The 14,992-nt window shown below is 67.7% G+C and carries 14 protein-coding genes and 1 pseudogene; 12 read left to right on the top strand and 3 right to left on the bottom strand.

Annotated elements, in window-relative coordinates; all coding sequences use genetic code 11:
- Positions 1 to 57 precede the first annotated feature (57 nt).
- The 5 genes and pseudogenes from CEQ11_RS08150 to CEQ11_RS08125 all read left to right on the top strand — a co-directional run bounded on the left by CEQ11_RS08150 (position 58) and on the right by CEQ11_RS08125 (position 5,203).
- Positions 58 to 450: an iron-sulfur cluster assembly accessory protein gene (locus CEQ11_RS08150; protein WP_088478282.1), complete on the top strand. Its 393-nt coding sequence runs from the start codon at positions 58 to 60 to the stop codon at positions 448 to 450.
- 467 nt (positions 451 to 917) lie between these two features.
- Positions 918 to 1,769 carry a cytochrome c oxidase subunit II gene (gene coxB / locus CEQ11_RS08145; protein ID WP_088478983.1) on the top strand — a complete coding sequence of 284 codons (852 nt, stop codon included), beginning with the start codon at positions 918 to 920 and terminating at the stop codon, positions 1,767 to 1,769.
- Entirely contained in the window at positions 1,769 to 3,481 is a 1,713-nt protein-coding gene (gene ctaD / locus CEQ11_RS08140; RefSeq protein WP_088478281.1) for a cytochrome c oxidase subunit I, read from the top strand. The genes coxB and ctaD overlap by 1 nt, the downstream gene beginning before the upstream one ends.
- Positions 3,478 to 3,879: a cytochrome c oxidase subunit 4 gene (locus CEQ11_RS08135; protein ID WP_088478280.1), complete on the top strand. Its 402-nt coding sequence runs from the start codon at positions 3,478 to 3,480 to the stop codon at positions 3,877 to 3,879. The genes ctaD and CEQ11_RS08135 overlap by 4 nt, the downstream gene beginning before the upstream one ends.
- Positions 3,880 to 4,307: 428 nt before the next feature.
- A pseudogene (locus CEQ11_RS08125) lies at positions 4,308 to 5,203 on the top strand (IS5 family transposase).
- Between the two features lie 135 nt (positions 5,204 to 5,338).
- Here the strand turns inward: CEQ11_RS08125 and CEQ11_RS08120 are convergent.
- Complete coding sequence (locus CEQ11_RS08120; protein WP_036384828.1) at positions 5,339 to 6,088, bottom strand: cytochrome c biogenesis CcdA family protein; 750 nt, start codon at positions 6,086 to 6,088, stop codon at positions 5,339 to 5,341.
- A gap of 177 nt (positions 6,089 to 6,265) precedes the next feature.
- Here CEQ11_RS08120 and CEQ11_RS08115 point away from each other — a divergent pair, with 177 nt between their 5' ends.
- The 7 genes from CEQ11_RS08115 (at position 6,266) to CEQ11_RS08090 (ending at position 11,223) form a co-directional block, all read left to right on the top strand.
- Entirely contained in the window at positions 6,266 to 6,598 is a 333-nt protein-coding gene (locus CEQ11_RS08115; RefSeq protein WP_088478278.1) for a helix-turn-helix transcriptional regulator, read from the top strand.
- Positions 6,595 to 7,308 (top strand): cation diffusion facilitator family transporter, encoded by a 714-nt coding sequence (locus tag CEQ11_RS08110; protein WP_036317504.1) that lies wholly within the window; start codon positions 6,595 to 6,597, stop codon positions 7,306 to 7,308. The genes CEQ11_RS08115 and CEQ11_RS08110 overlap by 4 nt, the downstream gene beginning before the upstream one ends.
- 72 nt (positions 7,309 to 7,380) lie before the next feature.
- Positions 7,381 to 8,298: a cation diffusion facilitator family transporter gene (locus tag CEQ11_RS08105; RefSeq protein WP_041102741.1), complete on the top strand. Its 918-nt coding sequence runs from the start codon at positions 7,381 to 7,383 to the stop codon at positions 8,296 to 8,298.
- 80 nt (positions 8,299 to 8,378) lie between these two features.
- A complete protein-coding gene (locus CEQ11_RS08100) occupies positions 8,379 to 9,131 on the top strand; it encodes a thioredoxin domain-containing protein (protein ID WP_036317487.1) in 753 nt (250 codons plus the stop codon).
- A 41-nt stretch (positions 9,132 to 9,172) separates the two neighbouring features.
- Positions 9,173 to 9,823 (top strand): vitamin K epoxide reductase family protein, encoded by a 651-nt coding sequence (locus CEQ11_RS08095; RefSeq protein ID WP_020624358.1) that lies wholly within the window; start codon positions 9,173 to 9,175, stop codon positions 9,821 to 9,823.
- A 55-nt stretch (positions 9,824 to 9,878) separates the two neighbouring features.
- Complete coding sequence (locus CEQ11_RS12755) at positions 9,879 to 10,109, top strand: hypothetical protein (RefSeq protein ID WP_127913478.1); 231 nt, start codon at positions 9,879 to 9,881, stop codon at positions 10,107 to 10,109.
- Positions 10,110 to 10,320: 211 nt separating this feature from the next.
- Positions 10,321 to 11,223: a cytochrome c oxidase assembly protein gene (locus CEQ11_RS08090; RefSeq protein WP_036317477.1), complete on the top strand. Its 903-nt coding sequence runs from the start codon at positions 10,321 to 10,323 to the stop codon at positions 11,221 to 11,223.
- Here CEQ11_RS08090 and CEQ11_RS08085 read toward each other — a convergent pair.
- Together CEQ11_RS08085 and CEQ11_RS08080 are read right to left on the bottom strand one after the other, a co-directional pair.
- Positions 11,220 to 12,114, bottom strand: a protein-coding gene (locus CEQ11_RS08085) for an IS5 family transposase (protein WP_088478277.1) whose coding sequence is annotated in 2 segments (ribosomal slippage) — positions 11,220 to 11,756 and positions 11,758 to 12,114 — 894 coding nt in all. Because the reading frame shifts where the segments join, the coding sequence is not laid out codon by codon here. The two genes, CEQ11_RS08090 and CEQ11_RS08085, sit on opposite strands and share 4 nt — an antisense overlap.
- Positions 12,115 to 13,310: 1,196 nt before the next feature.
- Positions 13,311 to 14,990, bottom strand: coding sequence for a cytochrome bc complex cytochrome b subunit (locus tag CEQ11_RS08080; RefSeq protein ID WP_088478276.1), 1,680 nt, complete (start codon positions 14,988 to 14,990; stop codon positions 13,311 to 13,313).
- Between the last annotated feature and the right edge of the window lie 2 nt (positions 14,991 to 14,992).

Here is a 14,992-nt window from a genome sequence, read left to right as displayed (position 1 = left end):
CCTGAAGAAGCCGTACCCTCGAGGTGCGGAAGAACGTCCCCACACGAGGAGGCCCCCATGGCACTGTCCGCTGACGAGACCGGCGTCGAGATCGGCGCCACCCAGCCTGCCGACGGCCTGCCCCCGCACGAGGTGGAGCTCACCGACGTCGCGGTGGCCAAGGTCCGTGCCCTGCTGGAGCAGGAGGGCCGCACCGACCTGCGTCTGCGCATCGCCGTGCAGCCCGGCGGCTGCTCCGGCCTGATCTACCAGCTCTACTTCGACGAGCGCGTCCTGGACGGGGACACCGTCCGCGACTTCGACGGCGTCGAGGTGATCGTGGACAAGATGTCCGTTCCGTACCTGATGGGCGCGAAGATCGACTTCGAGGACACCATCTCGAAGCAGGGCTTCACCATCGACAACCCCACCGCCTCCGGCTCCTGCGCCTGCGGCGACTCCTTCCACTGACCGGCAGGCGGCTGTCCGCGGCACCTCGCCGAGAGCGGGGTGGGCCACGACGACGGCCGCTCGCCGAGCGCTTCCGGGCCGGCTCCCCGAGGGGGCCGGCCCGAGGTGTGTCCGGAGGGCTCCGGTGCGGGCGCGACAGGCGACGGTGAGGCCACGGGGAGGCGCCCGCCGTGCCCTGTCAGAGGGGGATCGGGAGGTACCCGCAGTCCGGATGCCGGAAGTGCTCCGATCGGCGGGGACACGCCCCTGAGGCGGGGTGTCATGGTCAGCACGAATCGCCGGAAAGACGTAGAGTAGAGGGGAATCACCCGGGCACCCCTGTCCGCTGTGAGGGAAATCCGCAGGATTCTGCGATTCCCGGCGGGGGAGAGGGGCGCCCATCGCACACGAGATGAAGAGGAAGGCCGTCTGTGAGAGCACAGAATGACGCCGGACGTCGGACTCGACGCACGCTGAAGGCGGGCGCCCTGGGGGCCACCGCCATGCTGGCGTTGACCGGCTGTTCGGAAGAGGTCAAGCGTGGTTGGCTCCCCGGCACCAACGGGACGACCAACCACAATGAGGTGCTGACGAACCTCTGGGTCGACTCCTGGATCGCCGCACTGGTCATCGGCCTGGTCGCCTGGGCCGCCATGATCTGGTGCATGGTGGCCTACCGCCGCCGCAAGAACGACCAGGGCTTCCCGAAGCAGACCGCGTACCACATGCCGCTGGAGACCATGTTCACGGTCATCCCGCTGGTTCTCGTCTTCGGCCTCTGGGGCTTCACCGTTCGTGTGCAGACCGAGGTCGACACCCCCGTGGACGACTCCCCGCTGACCGTCACCGTGTACGGCAAGCAGTGGGCCTGGGACTTCAACTACGAGTACGAGGGCCAGGAGGCGCACTACGCCGGCGTCCAGGCTCAGCTCGACACCGAGGGCAACGCCGGCGTGCAGGACACGCTGCCGACCCTGTACCTCCCCGTCGACGTGCCCGTGCACTTCGAGCTGAAGTCCCGTGACGTCGCCCACTCCTTCTGGATCCCCCAGTTCCTCCAGAAGCGGGACCTGATCCCCGGCAAGACCAACCACCTCTACCTGACCCCGCAGGAGGAGGGCCGCTTCGACGGCAAGTGCGCCGAGCTCTGCGGCGAGTACCACTCCGAGATGCTCTTCAACGTGGAGGTCGTCTCCGAGGAGGAGTTCCAGCAGCAGCTGGACCAGATGGAGCCGGGCCTGGTCGGGGACGAGTACAACCGCAACCCGAACGAGAACCCTGACGGTGCGCGTGAGATGGAGAACGACCTCCAGACTCCGCGCGGTGGAGGTAGCCACTGATGACCACGTATGAGTACACGACGGAGGAGACCACGCGCACGGCGGCGCCGCGCGTCGTGCCCCGCTCCCTCGGAAAGATCGCTGTCAGCTGGTTGACGACCACGGACCACAAGGTGCTCGGGTACATGTACCTGATCGTCTCCTTCGCGTTCTTCTGTGTCGGCGGCGTGATGGCCCTGCTGATCCGTGCCGAGCTCTTCGAGCCGGGCATGCAGATCCTGCAGACCAAGGAGCAGTACAACCAGCTGTTCACCATGCACGGAACGATCATGCTTCTGATGTTTGCGACCCCGCTGTTCGTCGGGTTCGCGAACGTCCTCGTCCCGCTGCAGATCGGCGCCCCGGATGTGGCGTTCCCGCGCCTGAACGCCCTGGCGTTCTGGTTCTTCCTGTTCGGCTCGCTGATCGCCTGCGCCGGCTTCCTCACCCCGCAGGGCTCGGCCTCCTTCGGCTGGTTCGCCTACGCGCCGCTGTCCAACACCACCTACTCGCCGGGAGTCGGCGGAGACCTCTGGGTCTTCGGCCTTGCCCTGCAGGGCTTCGGCACCATCCTGGGCGGCGTCAACTTCATCACCACCATCCTGTGCATGCGTGCACCGGGCATGACGATGTGGCGCATGCCGATCTTCACCTGGAACACGCTGATCACCGGCATCCTGACACTGATGGCCTTCCCGCCGCTGGCGTCCGCGCTGTTCGCGCTGGGCCTGGACCGTCGCTTCGGTGGACACATCTTCGACCCGGAGAACGGCGGTGCCATCCTCTGGCAGCACCTCTTCTGGTTCTTCGGCCACCCCGAGGTGTACATCATCGCGCTGCCGTTCTTCGGCATCGTCTCCGAGATCATCCCGGTGTTCTCCCGCAAGCCGATCTTCGGCTACAAGACCCTGGTGTTCGCGACCACCTCGATCGCGGCCCTGTCCGTGACCGTGTGGGCGCACCACATGTACGTCACCGGCTCCGTGCTCCTGCCGTTCTTCTCCCTGATGACCATGCTCATCGCGGTCCCGACCGGCGTGAAGTTCGTGAACTGGATCGGCACCATGTGGCGCGGCTCGATCACCTTCGAGAACCCGATGCTGTGGACCCTCGGCTTCATGGTGACCTTCCTGTTCGGCGGTCTGACCGGCGTCATCCTGGCCTCCCCGCCGCTGGACTTCCAGGTGTCCGACACCTACTTCGTGGTGGCGCACTTCCACTACGTCATCTTCGGCACCGTGGTGTTCGCGATGTTCGCCGGCTTCTTCTTCTGGTGGCCCAAGTTCACCGGCAAGATGCTGAACGAGCGTCTCGGCAAGATCCAGTTCTGGCTGCTGTTCGTGGGCTTCCACGGCACCTTCCTGGTGCAGCACTGGCTGGGCGTCATCGGCATGCCGCGTCGCTACGCGGACTACATGCTCGAGGACGGGTTCGCCGCCATGAACCAGTTCTCCACCGTGTTCTCCTTCATCCTCGGCGCCTCGCTGATCCCGTTCTTCTGGAACGTGTACATCACGGCGCGCCACGGCAAGAAGGTCACCGTGGACGATCCGTGGGGCTTCGGCGGCTCCCTCGAGTGGGCGACCTCCTGCCCGCCGCCGCGCCACAACTTCCACTCGCTGCCGCGCATCCGCTCGGAGCGTCCGGCGCTCGACCTCCACCACCCGGAGCTGTCGCCGTACTCCCCGCAGCACACCCCTGAGGCATTCGGAGAGAAGGTGACTGCCAAGTGAAGGTGACCGCGAACATCTTCTGGGTCATCGGTGTCTTCTTCGTCATCGTCGGGACCGTCTACGGGTTCTGGGTGAAGTGGACCGAGTGGGCGGGCATCCCGGCCCTCCTGGCCCTGGGCGCCATGTCCTTCATGATCGCCTGGTACATCCAGGCCACGGAGAAGCGCTTCGGGCAGGGCCCGGCGGACGACGAGGACGGTGAGATCCTCACCTACGCCGGGACCTACGGCACCTTCGCGCCGTGGTCCTGGTGGCCGCTGGTGCTGGCGACCGCCTGCGCGTTCGTCGTGACCGGTCTGGCCGTCGGCTGGTGGATCTTCTTCATCGGCGTCGTCCTGGCCGCCTTCGGCACCGTGGGCTGGGTCTTCGAGTTCTCCCGCGGAAAGTACGCGCACTGACTCGAGGCCCCTGAGCCACTGACAGAGGCGGGCCGCATCCCTTCACGGGGTGCGGCCCGCCTCTGTTCGTGTCCGCAGCCTTGCCCGTCCCCGGGACCCGACCAGGAGCCGGACACCGGTGCTTCGCCATCAGCGCGGTGGGACCTCACCCCCTGAGGGAAGGTGTGCGGGATGGGGTGCGGGAAGGGGGATCGGGGCCGTGGTGGCTCTCACGGCGCAGGAGGACACCACGGGACGGCCGCAGAGCCGCTGGTGCGGCTGCGCGAACCCCAGGAGCCCTGGGCCCCGCGGGAGGCGTGGCACCCGGGGGAGCCGTGGGACCCCTAGGAGCCGTGGGGCCCCTAGGACCCGTGGGACCCAGGGGAGGCGTGGGGCCCCTAGGGCGTGTCTGACAATGAGTCCAGGGGCCGGCTGACACCCTGGAAGGCATGTCCCGTTTCCAGATGCTCTCCGATGCCCAATGGGAACTGATCGCCCCGACCCTTCCGACCCGGACCGGTCGGCAGGGCCGGCCGTTCGCCGATGCCCGCATGATGGTGGAGGCAATCATCTACCGGTACCGGTGCGGGATTCCCTGGAGGGACCTGCCCGAGGTCTACGGGCCCTGGCAGACCGTGTGGACCTGGCAACGCCGGATGGCGGCCGAGGGCACCTGGGACACGGTGCTGGCATAGCTGACCGCCGCCGCTGACACACAGGGCTTGGTGGACTGGTCGGTCTCGGTGGACTCCACGATCGCCCACGCTCACCAGCACGCCACGAACACCACCCGGCACACAGGGGGCTGGATCGAGTTACAAGAATCTGCGTGAGGAGCCGGCCGATTCAGACGGATCGGGCGCTCCCGTGGTGGGTTGAGCACCAAGATCCATCAGCTCGTGGACGGGGCCGGGATGCCGCTGGTCAGCCTGATCACCCCAGGCCAGGCAGGAGACTCCCCGATGCTGCTGCCGTTGCTGGGGCAGCTGCGTGTGGCACGGCCGGTGGGGCGGCCCCGGACCCGCCCCGAGGCGGTGCAGGGTGACAAGGCGTACTCCTCCCGGGCGATCCGCGCCCATCTGCGTGCCCGCCGGACCAAGGCGGTCATCCCCGAGCCGGCCGACCAGCAGGGCCACCGCAGACGCCGCGGTGCCCGCGGCGGGCGCCCCATCGCCTCGACGCGGACGCCTGCAGGGGCCGCAATGTCATCGAGCGCCAGTACGCGCACCTGAATCAATGGCGGGGCCTGGCGACCCGGTACGACAAGTACGCGACCGTCTACCGGGCTGCCGTGGTGCCGAACGCGGTGCTTGCGTGGTCGAAGCTATTGTCAGACACGCCCTAGGCGTCTTCATCCTGATCAGCGGCGGAGCCTTCGGCCTCTGAGCACACCCGTCACCGACCACTCAGGGCCCTCGTCCCCGTCCCATCGGACCGGTCACTCCTCAGTAACCGGTCCGGTGGGGCGGGGTTTCTGGTTTTAGACGGGGGTGGTGAAGGTGCCGGCGAGGCTCTGCAGCTGGTACATCCACAGCATCCAGAGCCCGGAGACCATCAGAATCCCGACCCCCACCAGCAGGGATCCGCCGATGATGTTGAATACCCGGATGTTGCGACGGACGTAGGACAGGGCGTTGGTGACCCAGCTGATCCCCGCCGCGGCCAGCAGGAATGGGATGCCCAGTCCCAGGCAGTAGAGGAAGCCCAGCAGGGCCCCGCGCCAGGGATCGCCGGTGGTGGTGCTCAATGCCAGCACGGCGCCGAGTGTCGGGCCGATGCAGGGAGTCCAGCCCAGCCCAAAGACGACCCCGAGCACCGGGGCCCCGGCCAGGCCCGTCCGGGGGGCCAGGGTGGGTTTGATCGTGCGCTGGAAAAAGGGCAACTTGCCAACCATGGCCAGGCCCATAACGATCACCAGGACGCCCAGGACGCGGATCATCGGGTCCTGCCAGCGCACCAGCCAGTGACCGATCGTGCCGAAGGCGGCCCCGTAGAGGGTGAAGACCGCGGCGAAGCCCAGGATGAACAGCCCGACCCCGGTCAGCACCCGGCGGCGGTTGTCCGGATGTGTGGGGTTGGCCAGCCCGGAGACGTAACCGAGGTAGCCGGGCACCAGCGGCAGGATGCACGGGGACAGAAACGAGACGATCCCTGCGATCATCGCCAGCGGTGCGGCAATGAGCAGAGCCCCGGAGTTGACGGTCTCGGCGAAGTAGTTCCCGATGCTCACACCGAGCCCCTTCTCCTGCCGTCCGACAATGGGACGGGCAGGAGCCGGGATGGTTCGGTCAGCGGGACATCAGAGTGGGGCACGGTTGCGCGGACCTCCTGGGATCGGGCCATGGTGCCGGCCGCTTGCCGGGCGGCACCCCGACAAGGGTACACGTTATGCTGTACCGTTCTAGGCATGAGCACCACGACCCTCACTCATGTCTCGGCGTTGTCCCGACTGGGCCATGCCCTCTCTGATGACACCCGGACCCGGATCCTGCTGGCCCTGCGTGATGGGCCGGCCCGCCCGTCGGCGCTGGCCGGGGAGCTGGGGGTGTCCAAGCAGGTGATGTCCAACCAGTTGGCCTGCCTGCGCGGCTGCGGGCTGGTGACCACTACCGCCGAGGGCCGCAACGTCTGGTACGCCCTGGCCGACCCCCGGCTGGGCCAGACCCTTGGGGAGCTGCTGGAGTTGACGCTGACCATCGACCCGGATTGCCGCTCCGCTGCGGGATGCACCTGCGCATGAGCACCCTCACGCTGAGCTCCAAGCCCCTCACGGACGACCGCCGTGCGGTCCTGCACCGCCGGATCCGCTGGATCGTGGCCGGAACCATCACCTACAACGTGATCGAGGCGGCCATCGCCCTGGCCGCCGGCACCGTGGCCTCGTCCTCCGCGTTGATCGGCTTCGGCTTGGACTCCATCGTGGAGGTCCTCTCCGCCGCCGCGGTGGCCTGGCAGTTCGCCACCCCGGACCCGCACCGCCGGGAGAAGGTGGCGCTGCGCCTGATCGCCTTCTCCTTCTTCGGCTTGGCCGCCTTCATCACCGTCGACGCCGTGCGCACCCTGTTCGGGGCCGGGCAACCGGAGCATTCCACGGTGGGGATCGTGCTGGCCGCCGTGAGCTTGGCCATCATGCCGTTCCTGTCCTGGTTCGAGCGGCGCACTGGCCGCGAACTCGGGTCCGCCTCCGCGGTGGCCGACTCCAAACAGACCCTGATCTGCACCTACCTCTCGGCGGTCCTGCTGGTGGGCCTGGTCCTCAACAGCACCCTGGGCTGGACCTGGGCCGACCCAGTCGCGGCCCTGGTGATCGCCGCCGTCGCCCTCAAGGAAGGGGTGGAGGCCTGGCGCGGGGATGCCTGCTGCACCCCCGCCTCCGCGCTGATCGCCGGGGACCAGAACGAGAAGGATGGCGATGGCTGCGGGGCGGATTGCGCCTGCTGTGCGCATTGAGCGTGCCTTCAGTATCGCCGGATAGGATGGTGACGTTCAGCTGATGATTCATCGAGTGGAAGAGACCCCGGTATGAGCGGACACGATCATTCCCATGCTCTTCCGGCGGCGGGCCGGCGGGGCCGGCTGGCCGTGGTCTTCTCCATCACCGCGACGATCATGGTCGCCGAGGTCATCGGCGCGCTGGCTTCGGGCAGTCTGGCCCTGCTGGCCGACGCCGGGCACATGTTTACTGACTCAGCCGGGTTGCTGATCGCCTTGACCGCCGCGACCCTGGCGCTGCGCCCGGCCACGGACAAGCGCACCTGGGGGTACAAGCGCGCCGAGATCATCGCCGCGGCCGCGCAGGCCGCGGTGCTGCTGGCCGTGGGCGGCTTCGTAGCCGTGGAGGGCGTACGCCGGCTCATCGAACCCCCCGAGGTCGAATCCACCGCGATGCTCTGGTTCGGGGTGATCGGTTTGGCTGGCAACCTCATCGGTCTGGCGATCCTGGCCTCTTCCCGAGGTGAGAACCTGAACATGAAGGCCGCGTTCCTGGAGGTACTCAACGACGCCCTGGGATCGGTCGCAGTGATCGTTTCGGCGATCGTGATCGCCACCACCGGCTGGAATCGCGCCGATGCGGTGGTGTCCCTGTTGATCGCCGCACTGATCGTGCCCAGAGCCCTGATCCTGCTTCGCGACACCATCGACGTACTCATGGAGACCACCCCCAAGGGCTTGGACCTGGAGGCGGTCCGCATCCGGCTATCGGAGCTGCCGCACGTGCTGGAGGTCCATGACCTGCACGCTTCACGCATCGACTCCGACACCCCCGTGCTCTCCGCGCACGTCACCGTGCACAACGGCTGCCTGACCGCCGCGCACCTGGGCACTGTGCTGACCGACCTGCAACGGTGCGTGGCCCAGGATTTCCAAGTACCCATCGAACACTCCACCTTCCAAATCGAACCGGCCACCCACCCCCACACTGAGACCCTCCACCCCTGACCCACCCCTGCATCCCAGCCCCAGCTCATTCCCACCCCGACGGCACGGTGCCGTCGCCACCGACCGAAACGGATCCCTTCGTGAGCACACCGACCCGCAATCCGACCCCCTCTGATCCGTCAACACCGGGCACCACATCCCGCAAGGCCAAGACCATCGTCTGGGTCGTACTGGCCGCTGTGGTGCTGGCCGGGCTGATCGTCGGAGTGGTGGCCGCCAGCGGCCCCCGCGACGCCGCCCCCCAGGGCTCCGGGCAAACTGCCTCCTCCGGGACCGGGCAGAGCGCCCCCTCGGAGGCCACGCCGGTGATGCGCCCAGACAGCCGGGTACTGTCCAAGGCCCCGAACGAGCAGGCCGTGCTGGTGGAGTTCCTGGACTTCGAGTGCGAGGGCTGCAAGGCCGCCTACCCGGTCGTGGAAGAACTGCGCGCCGAGTACGCCGACACGGTGACCTTTGTGCACCGCTACTTCCCGCTGCCCGGACATCCCAACTCGATGACCGCCGCCGTAGCCGTGGAAGCCGCCGGCCAGCAGGGACAGTACGAGGCGATGTATCAGCAGATGTTCGACACCCAGGAGCAGTGGAGCCATACCACTGAGGACCGGAGCCCGGTGTTCCGCGGTTACGCCGAGGATCTCGGCCTGGACATGGCCGCCTACGATGCCGCGGTGGCTGACCCGGCCACCCGCGACCGCATCGAGGCCGACGTGGCCGACGGGACCGCGCTGGGCGTGCAGGGCACCCCGACCTTCTTCCTGGACGGACAGATGCTCACTCTGAACACCCTCGAGCAGTTCCGCGCCGAGGTCGACGCCGCCGCCACGACGGACTGACCGGGCCCATGAGTGTCCCCGACACCGACACCAATTCACCCATGACGATCCCCACGACCACCACCGACCGCCCTGCCGGTACCGGGCAGGCCTCCGACGTAGCGGGGATACCGACTGTCGCCCGGCACCGTCCGTTCGGCCTGGTGCTGTTGATCACCGGGGTGGTCGGCTGGGTGGCCTCGGCGATCCTGGTGCTCGAACGCCTGGAGCTGTACGAGGATGCCGGGTACATCACCAGCTGTGACATCAACCCCTGGGTGTCTTGCGGGAAGGTGATGGGGACCTGGCAGTCCGAGCTGTTCGGCTTCCCCAACCCGTTGATCGGCATCGTGGCGTTCGCCGTGGTCATCACCACCGCCATGGTGACCCTCTCCGGGGCGAGCCCCGGGCGCTGGTACTGGGCCGGCCTGCAGGCCGGGGTCACCGCCGGCACGGTGTTCACCATCTGGCTGTGGTCCCAGGCGTTGTTCGAGATCCACATCCTGTGCCTGTACTGCATGATCGTGTGGGCGGCGATGATCCCGCTGTTCATCCTGCTCACCGTGCGCAACCTCGCCCACGGCGTGATCCCCGCGCACGCCGCGGTGGTGCGGTTCTCCGCCGGCTGGGCCGGAACCCTGGTGGCCATCGCCTATGTGGCCGTGGCCGCCTCGGTGTTCTGGACCTTCTTCCCGGCCCTCACCGGTTACTGACACACCAGCCGCACTACGGCCCGCCCACGCGCCCGCAACGAGGAGAAACCACACCATGGCCGAGACCGACGTGCTAGTGATCGGCGCCCGCCAAGCAGGGCTGGCGCTCGGGCACTACCTGAGGCGTGAGGAGCCGAGCTGTCGGCAAAGCCGGACACAGGTTGGGAAACCGAGAAGGGCAGGCAGTAGGTTCCTTGTCCAACAGGCCCTCTACCGCCACGTCGCGACAACCGGGCAGCTCCGTGAGGATGGAGGCAAGGTCCTCGCCCGGAAAGGAAGTACATGATCGGCTGGCTGGAGCGGTGGCAGATTCCCTTGTACCTGGTTGCCCTGGGAGCCGGTGCCGCTTGCGGAAGCGGCATAACCGAACCGACACCGTGTCCACGATCAAGGGCCAAGGCCCCACTCCTACTCCGGCCTCACCTGACCCCGCTCCGGCACCACCACCGCGGCCGAAGTCGCCGACGTTTGATCGCCTCGATGAAGGGAAATTCGCTATGCCGCCGATCGACCAGTGGGTCACGTTCGAACCCCTCACCGGCTCACCCGTCGGCATCGCCGCTCTGCTGTTCGCGGCACTGTATCTGCGAGGAGCGATCTGGATGTGGCGAAACAGGCGCCGTTGGGCGATCGCCCGCACAGCATCGTTCCTGATCGGGTGCGCCCTGATCTTCGCTATCACGATGTTCGGTGTGAACCGTCTCGCGACGGAATCCATCACAGCGCTGGTGTTCCAGCAGATCACCCTGCTGACCGTCGTTCCGCCGCTCCTCATCGCAGGGTCACCCGGGCTGCTGCTCCTGCGCAGCACACCGCACACCGGCCTCGGGCGTCTCGTGCTCCGTGCCGCGCACGGGGGACTGCGCTCACGATTCTGGAGCGCCGCACTGCACCCTGTGGTCGCCATCGTCATTGCGATACTGCTGTACCCGGTCCTCTACCTGACCGACGCGATCAGCGTCATCATGCGCATCCCCTTCGGCCAGGACGCCTTGCTCTTCGTCATCCTCGTCCTCGGCATCGTCTCGGCAACACCGCTATGGTCCTCCGATCCGCTACCGCGCCAACCCTCCTTCGCCGCACGATTCGTCGATATCGCCGTCGAGATCCAGATCCACGCCATTTTCGGCCTGATCCTGCTCCGTACCGCCACACCGCTGTTCAGCGCATACGCCACCCCCACAGGCAGCCATGACCCCGTCATCGACCAGGCGATCGCCGGCACGCTGGTATGGACCTACGCGGAGCTGCCGATGTTCGTAGTGCTCATCGTCTGCCTGTCCCGCTGGCGAGCCCGCGACGTGCGCACCTCGAGACAGCGACAGAAAGCCGAGGACGCCGAACTCGACTCTTACAACGAGTACCTCGCCAGCCTCTCCCGAAGACGGAACGAGAGCTAGGGCATGTCTGACAATCGTTTGGACCACGCGAGCACAGCGTTCAACACCACGGCGGCCCGGTAGACGATCGCGTACTTGTCGTACCGGGTCGCCAGGCCCCGCCATTGCTTCAGGTGCGCGTACTGGCGCTCGATCACGTTCCGGCCCTTGTAAGCCTGCGAGTCCAGGCCCACGGGACGGCCACCGGCCGAGCCGCGGCGCCTGCGGTGGCCCTGCTGATCCGCCGGCTCGGGGATCACGGCTTTGATCCGGCGGGCACGCAGGTGGGTGCGGATCGCCCGGGAGGAGTACGCCTTGTCGCCCAGCACCGCCTCGGGGCGGGTCCGGGGCCGCCCTACCGGCCGTGCCACGCGCAGCCGCCCCAGCAGCGGCAGCAGCATCGGGGAGTCCCCGGCTTGGCCGGGGGTGATCAGGCTGACCAGCGGCAGCCCGGTCCCATCGACGAGCTGATGGATCTTCGTGCTCAGCCCTCCCCGGGAGCGCCCGATGCCGTGATCGGCCGGCTCCTCATGCAGATTCCTGTAGTTCGACCCATCCCCCTGTGAGGCGGGTGATGTTCGTCGCGTGCTGATGCGCGCGGGCGATCGTGGAGTCCACCGAGACCGACCAATCGATCAGGCCTTCGGCGTCCGCGGCGGCGGTCAGCCTCGCCAGCACCGCATCCCAGGTGCCCTCTTCAGCTAAGCGCCGGTGCCAGGTCCACACGGTCTGCCAAGGCCCGTAGACCTCGGGCAGATCCCTCCATGCAATCCCGCACCGATATCGGTAGATGATCGCCTCCACCATCGTGCGGGCGTCCGAGAACGGCCTGCCGGCCCTGCCGGTCCGGGTCGGGAGCATCGGGGCGATCAACTCCCATTGGGCATCGGAGAGCATCTGGAAGCGGGACATGCCTTCCAGGGTGTCAGCTGGCCCCCTGGATCCATTCTCAGACACGCCCTAGGACCCCGTGGGACCCAGGGGAGGCGTGGGGCCCAGGGGAGGCGTGGGGCCCATGGGAGCCCGGGGAACCCGGGGAGCGGTGCTGGCGTCGGGGTGCGGTGTCGGCGTCGGGAAGGGCCTTGACGGCCGTCAAGGGCGTCTGTGGACCTCGTGCGCGGGCGGGCCTGGACAGGGGAGTGACACCGCACCCTGCGCGAACTTGTGAGCCACGAAGGCGTTGCAGGCTCCGGTCGTCGTCGATCGACGCACGCCAGGCGGTGTCGTGGACGTAGACCCGTTGCGGGGCATGGGGTGTGCCACGACGCCCTTGCCTGCCACCGGTCTGCCCACCGCCCACCTGGCGCAGCTGTTGGTGTGGGGTGCAGTTGCGACGAGGGTGTCGACGCCTCGGGACGGGCACTGGGCGCTGGAGATCGGCGTGGCCCGTGGAGCGCGTTGCGCCTCGGACGCCGGGACAGGAGCCGCGGTGGAGGATCCGTGGTCGGCCCACAGCGGGGGTCGGCCGCTGAGCGGGGCCCAGCGGGCGTGTCTGCCGCCTGCGGGGCCATGACCAGGCCTCAGGCGGGGAAACGGGTTGCAGGCGCGCGGGGTGGCCTCGGCAGGGGATGACGGCCTCGAGCGAAGAAGACGGCCTTGAAAGAGGATCCCGGCCGCACCAGCACCATCCGGACGGGGAGACAGGATGCCCATTGGTCTCGTGGAGCCCTTGCACGGCGTCCGGCCGGCTCCTGGCGGACCTCTGGAGCACTGTCGTGGGGGCAGACAGGCGAGGAGAACTCTCTGGACAGGGGTTTGGGGTCGGCGCTCTGCTGTCGGCGACAGGGCGGCAGCGCGCCGTCAGCGTCCCGGCCAGGGCCGTGCCTTCCTTGACCATGAGCAGACGCCGACGTGACGGGCTGCCTGTCTGCAGCGGTGTCGGCTCACGTGGAGGAGCCCCACCCGGTTCCCCTGTCCTGCCCTGCCTGTCCTGTTGCCACGTCTCCGCGCCCGCCCCCATAGGCCGGACGGGCGAGGAGGTGGCGTTCTGACCTCGGGAGCGGCCCCCCAGGCGTCCGGAAGGGGTGGGGAGGTGTGCTGGAGACAGCGGAAGGCCCGCAGCACGTGATGTGCTGCGGGCCTTCCGTCAGTGGCGGTGAGCCGTTAGGTCAGTGACCGATCTGATTGCCCTTGTCGCCCTCCACGGCGTGGTGGCCGTGGTCGCTGTGGAGCTGTGCCTCGACGAGCTCCTGGCGGGTGACGGGCTCCACGCGCTCCTCGAAGAAGAGGCGGGACATGCCGGCACGGGTCTTCTCCATGAGGGACACCTTGCCCTTGCGACCCGGGGTGGCCGGGATCGGGCGCGGGGACTCGAAGGAGACCAGGCGGTACATCTCGTAGTCGGTCAGGTTGCGGTGACGCTCCGAGAAGCCGCCCTCCGGGGACATCTCCACGACGCCGGCCTCATGACCGTGCAGGACCAGCTCGCGGTCCTTGCGCTGCAGCGAGAGGCAGATGCGGCGGGTCACGATGAAGGCGATCACCGGGCCGATGAAGAACAGCGTGCGGAGGATGTACAGCACGTCGTTCAGGGACACCTGGAAGTGGGTGGCGATGAGGTCCGACGAGGCGGCGGCCCACATCACGCAGTACCAGGTGACGCCGGCGACACCGGCGGCGGTGCGACCCGGGGCGTTGCGCGGGCGGTCCAGGATGTGGTGCTCGCGGTTGTCCTTGGTCATCCAGGCCTCGATCCACGGCCACAGGATCATGCCGAAGATCAGGATGCCGACCGGCATCAGCGGGACCAGCACGCCCATGGGCAGCGAGACGCTGGAGCCCCACGGCATCGGGATGTTCCACAGGAAGGAGAAGTCGCCGATCATGCCCGGCATCAGGCGCAGGGCGCCGTCGAACCAGCCGATGTACCAGTCAGGCTGGGTACCGGCCTGCACCGGGGACGGGTCGTACGGACCGTAGTTCCACATCGCGTTGATGGTGACGGTGCCGGCCATGAGGGCCAGGACGCCGAACACGATGAAGAAGAAGCCGCCGGCCTTCGCCGCGTACACCGGGCCGACCGGGTAGCCGACCACGTTGTTCTCGGTGCGGCCCGGACCCGGGTACTGGGTGTGCTTGTGGGTGACGACCATGAACAGGTGCATCACGATGAGCAGCAGGATGATCGCCGGGACGATCATGATGTGCAGCGCGTACAGGCGACCCACGATGGAGTAGCCGGGGAACTCGCCGCCGAACAGGAACATCGAGATGTGCGTGCCGACGATCGGCAGGGACTTCAGGATGCCGTCGATGATGCGCAGGCCGTTGCCGGAGAGCACCTCGTCCGGGAGGGAGTAGCCGGTGAAGCCGGCAGCCCAGCCCATCATGAGGAGGCCGCAGCCGACGACCCAGTTGAGCTCACGCGGGCGACGGAACGCGCCGGTGAAGAAGACGCGCAGCATGTGCACGGACATCGCGGCCACGAACAGCAGCGCCGCCCAGTGGTGCAGCTGGCGCATGAAGAGGCCGCCGCGGATGTCGAAGCTGATGTCCAGCGTCGAGGCGTAGGCGGCGGACATCTCGATGCCGTAGAGCGGAGCGTAGGCGCCCTCGTAGGTGACGTGCGCCATCGACGGATCGAAGAAGAAGGTCAGGAACGCGCCGGACAGCAGCAGGATGACGAAGCTGTAGAGGGCAACCTCGCCGAACATGAAGGTCCAGTGGTCCGGGAAGATCTTGCGGCCGAACTCCTTGACGATGGGGGACATGCCCACACGGGTGTCGAGGTAGTTCGCCAGGCGGCCGGTGCGGGTGGCCGGCTGAAACTCTTTCACAGTGGTGCTCATGG

This window comes from Micrococcus sp. FDAARGOS_333 (assembly GCF_002206575.2).
Classification (GTDB): domain Bacteria; phylum Actinomycetota; class Actinomycetes; order Actinomycetales; family Micrococcaceae; genus Micrococcus; species Micrococcus lylae.
This window is presented reverse-complemented; position numbering and strand designations above follow the sequence as displayed.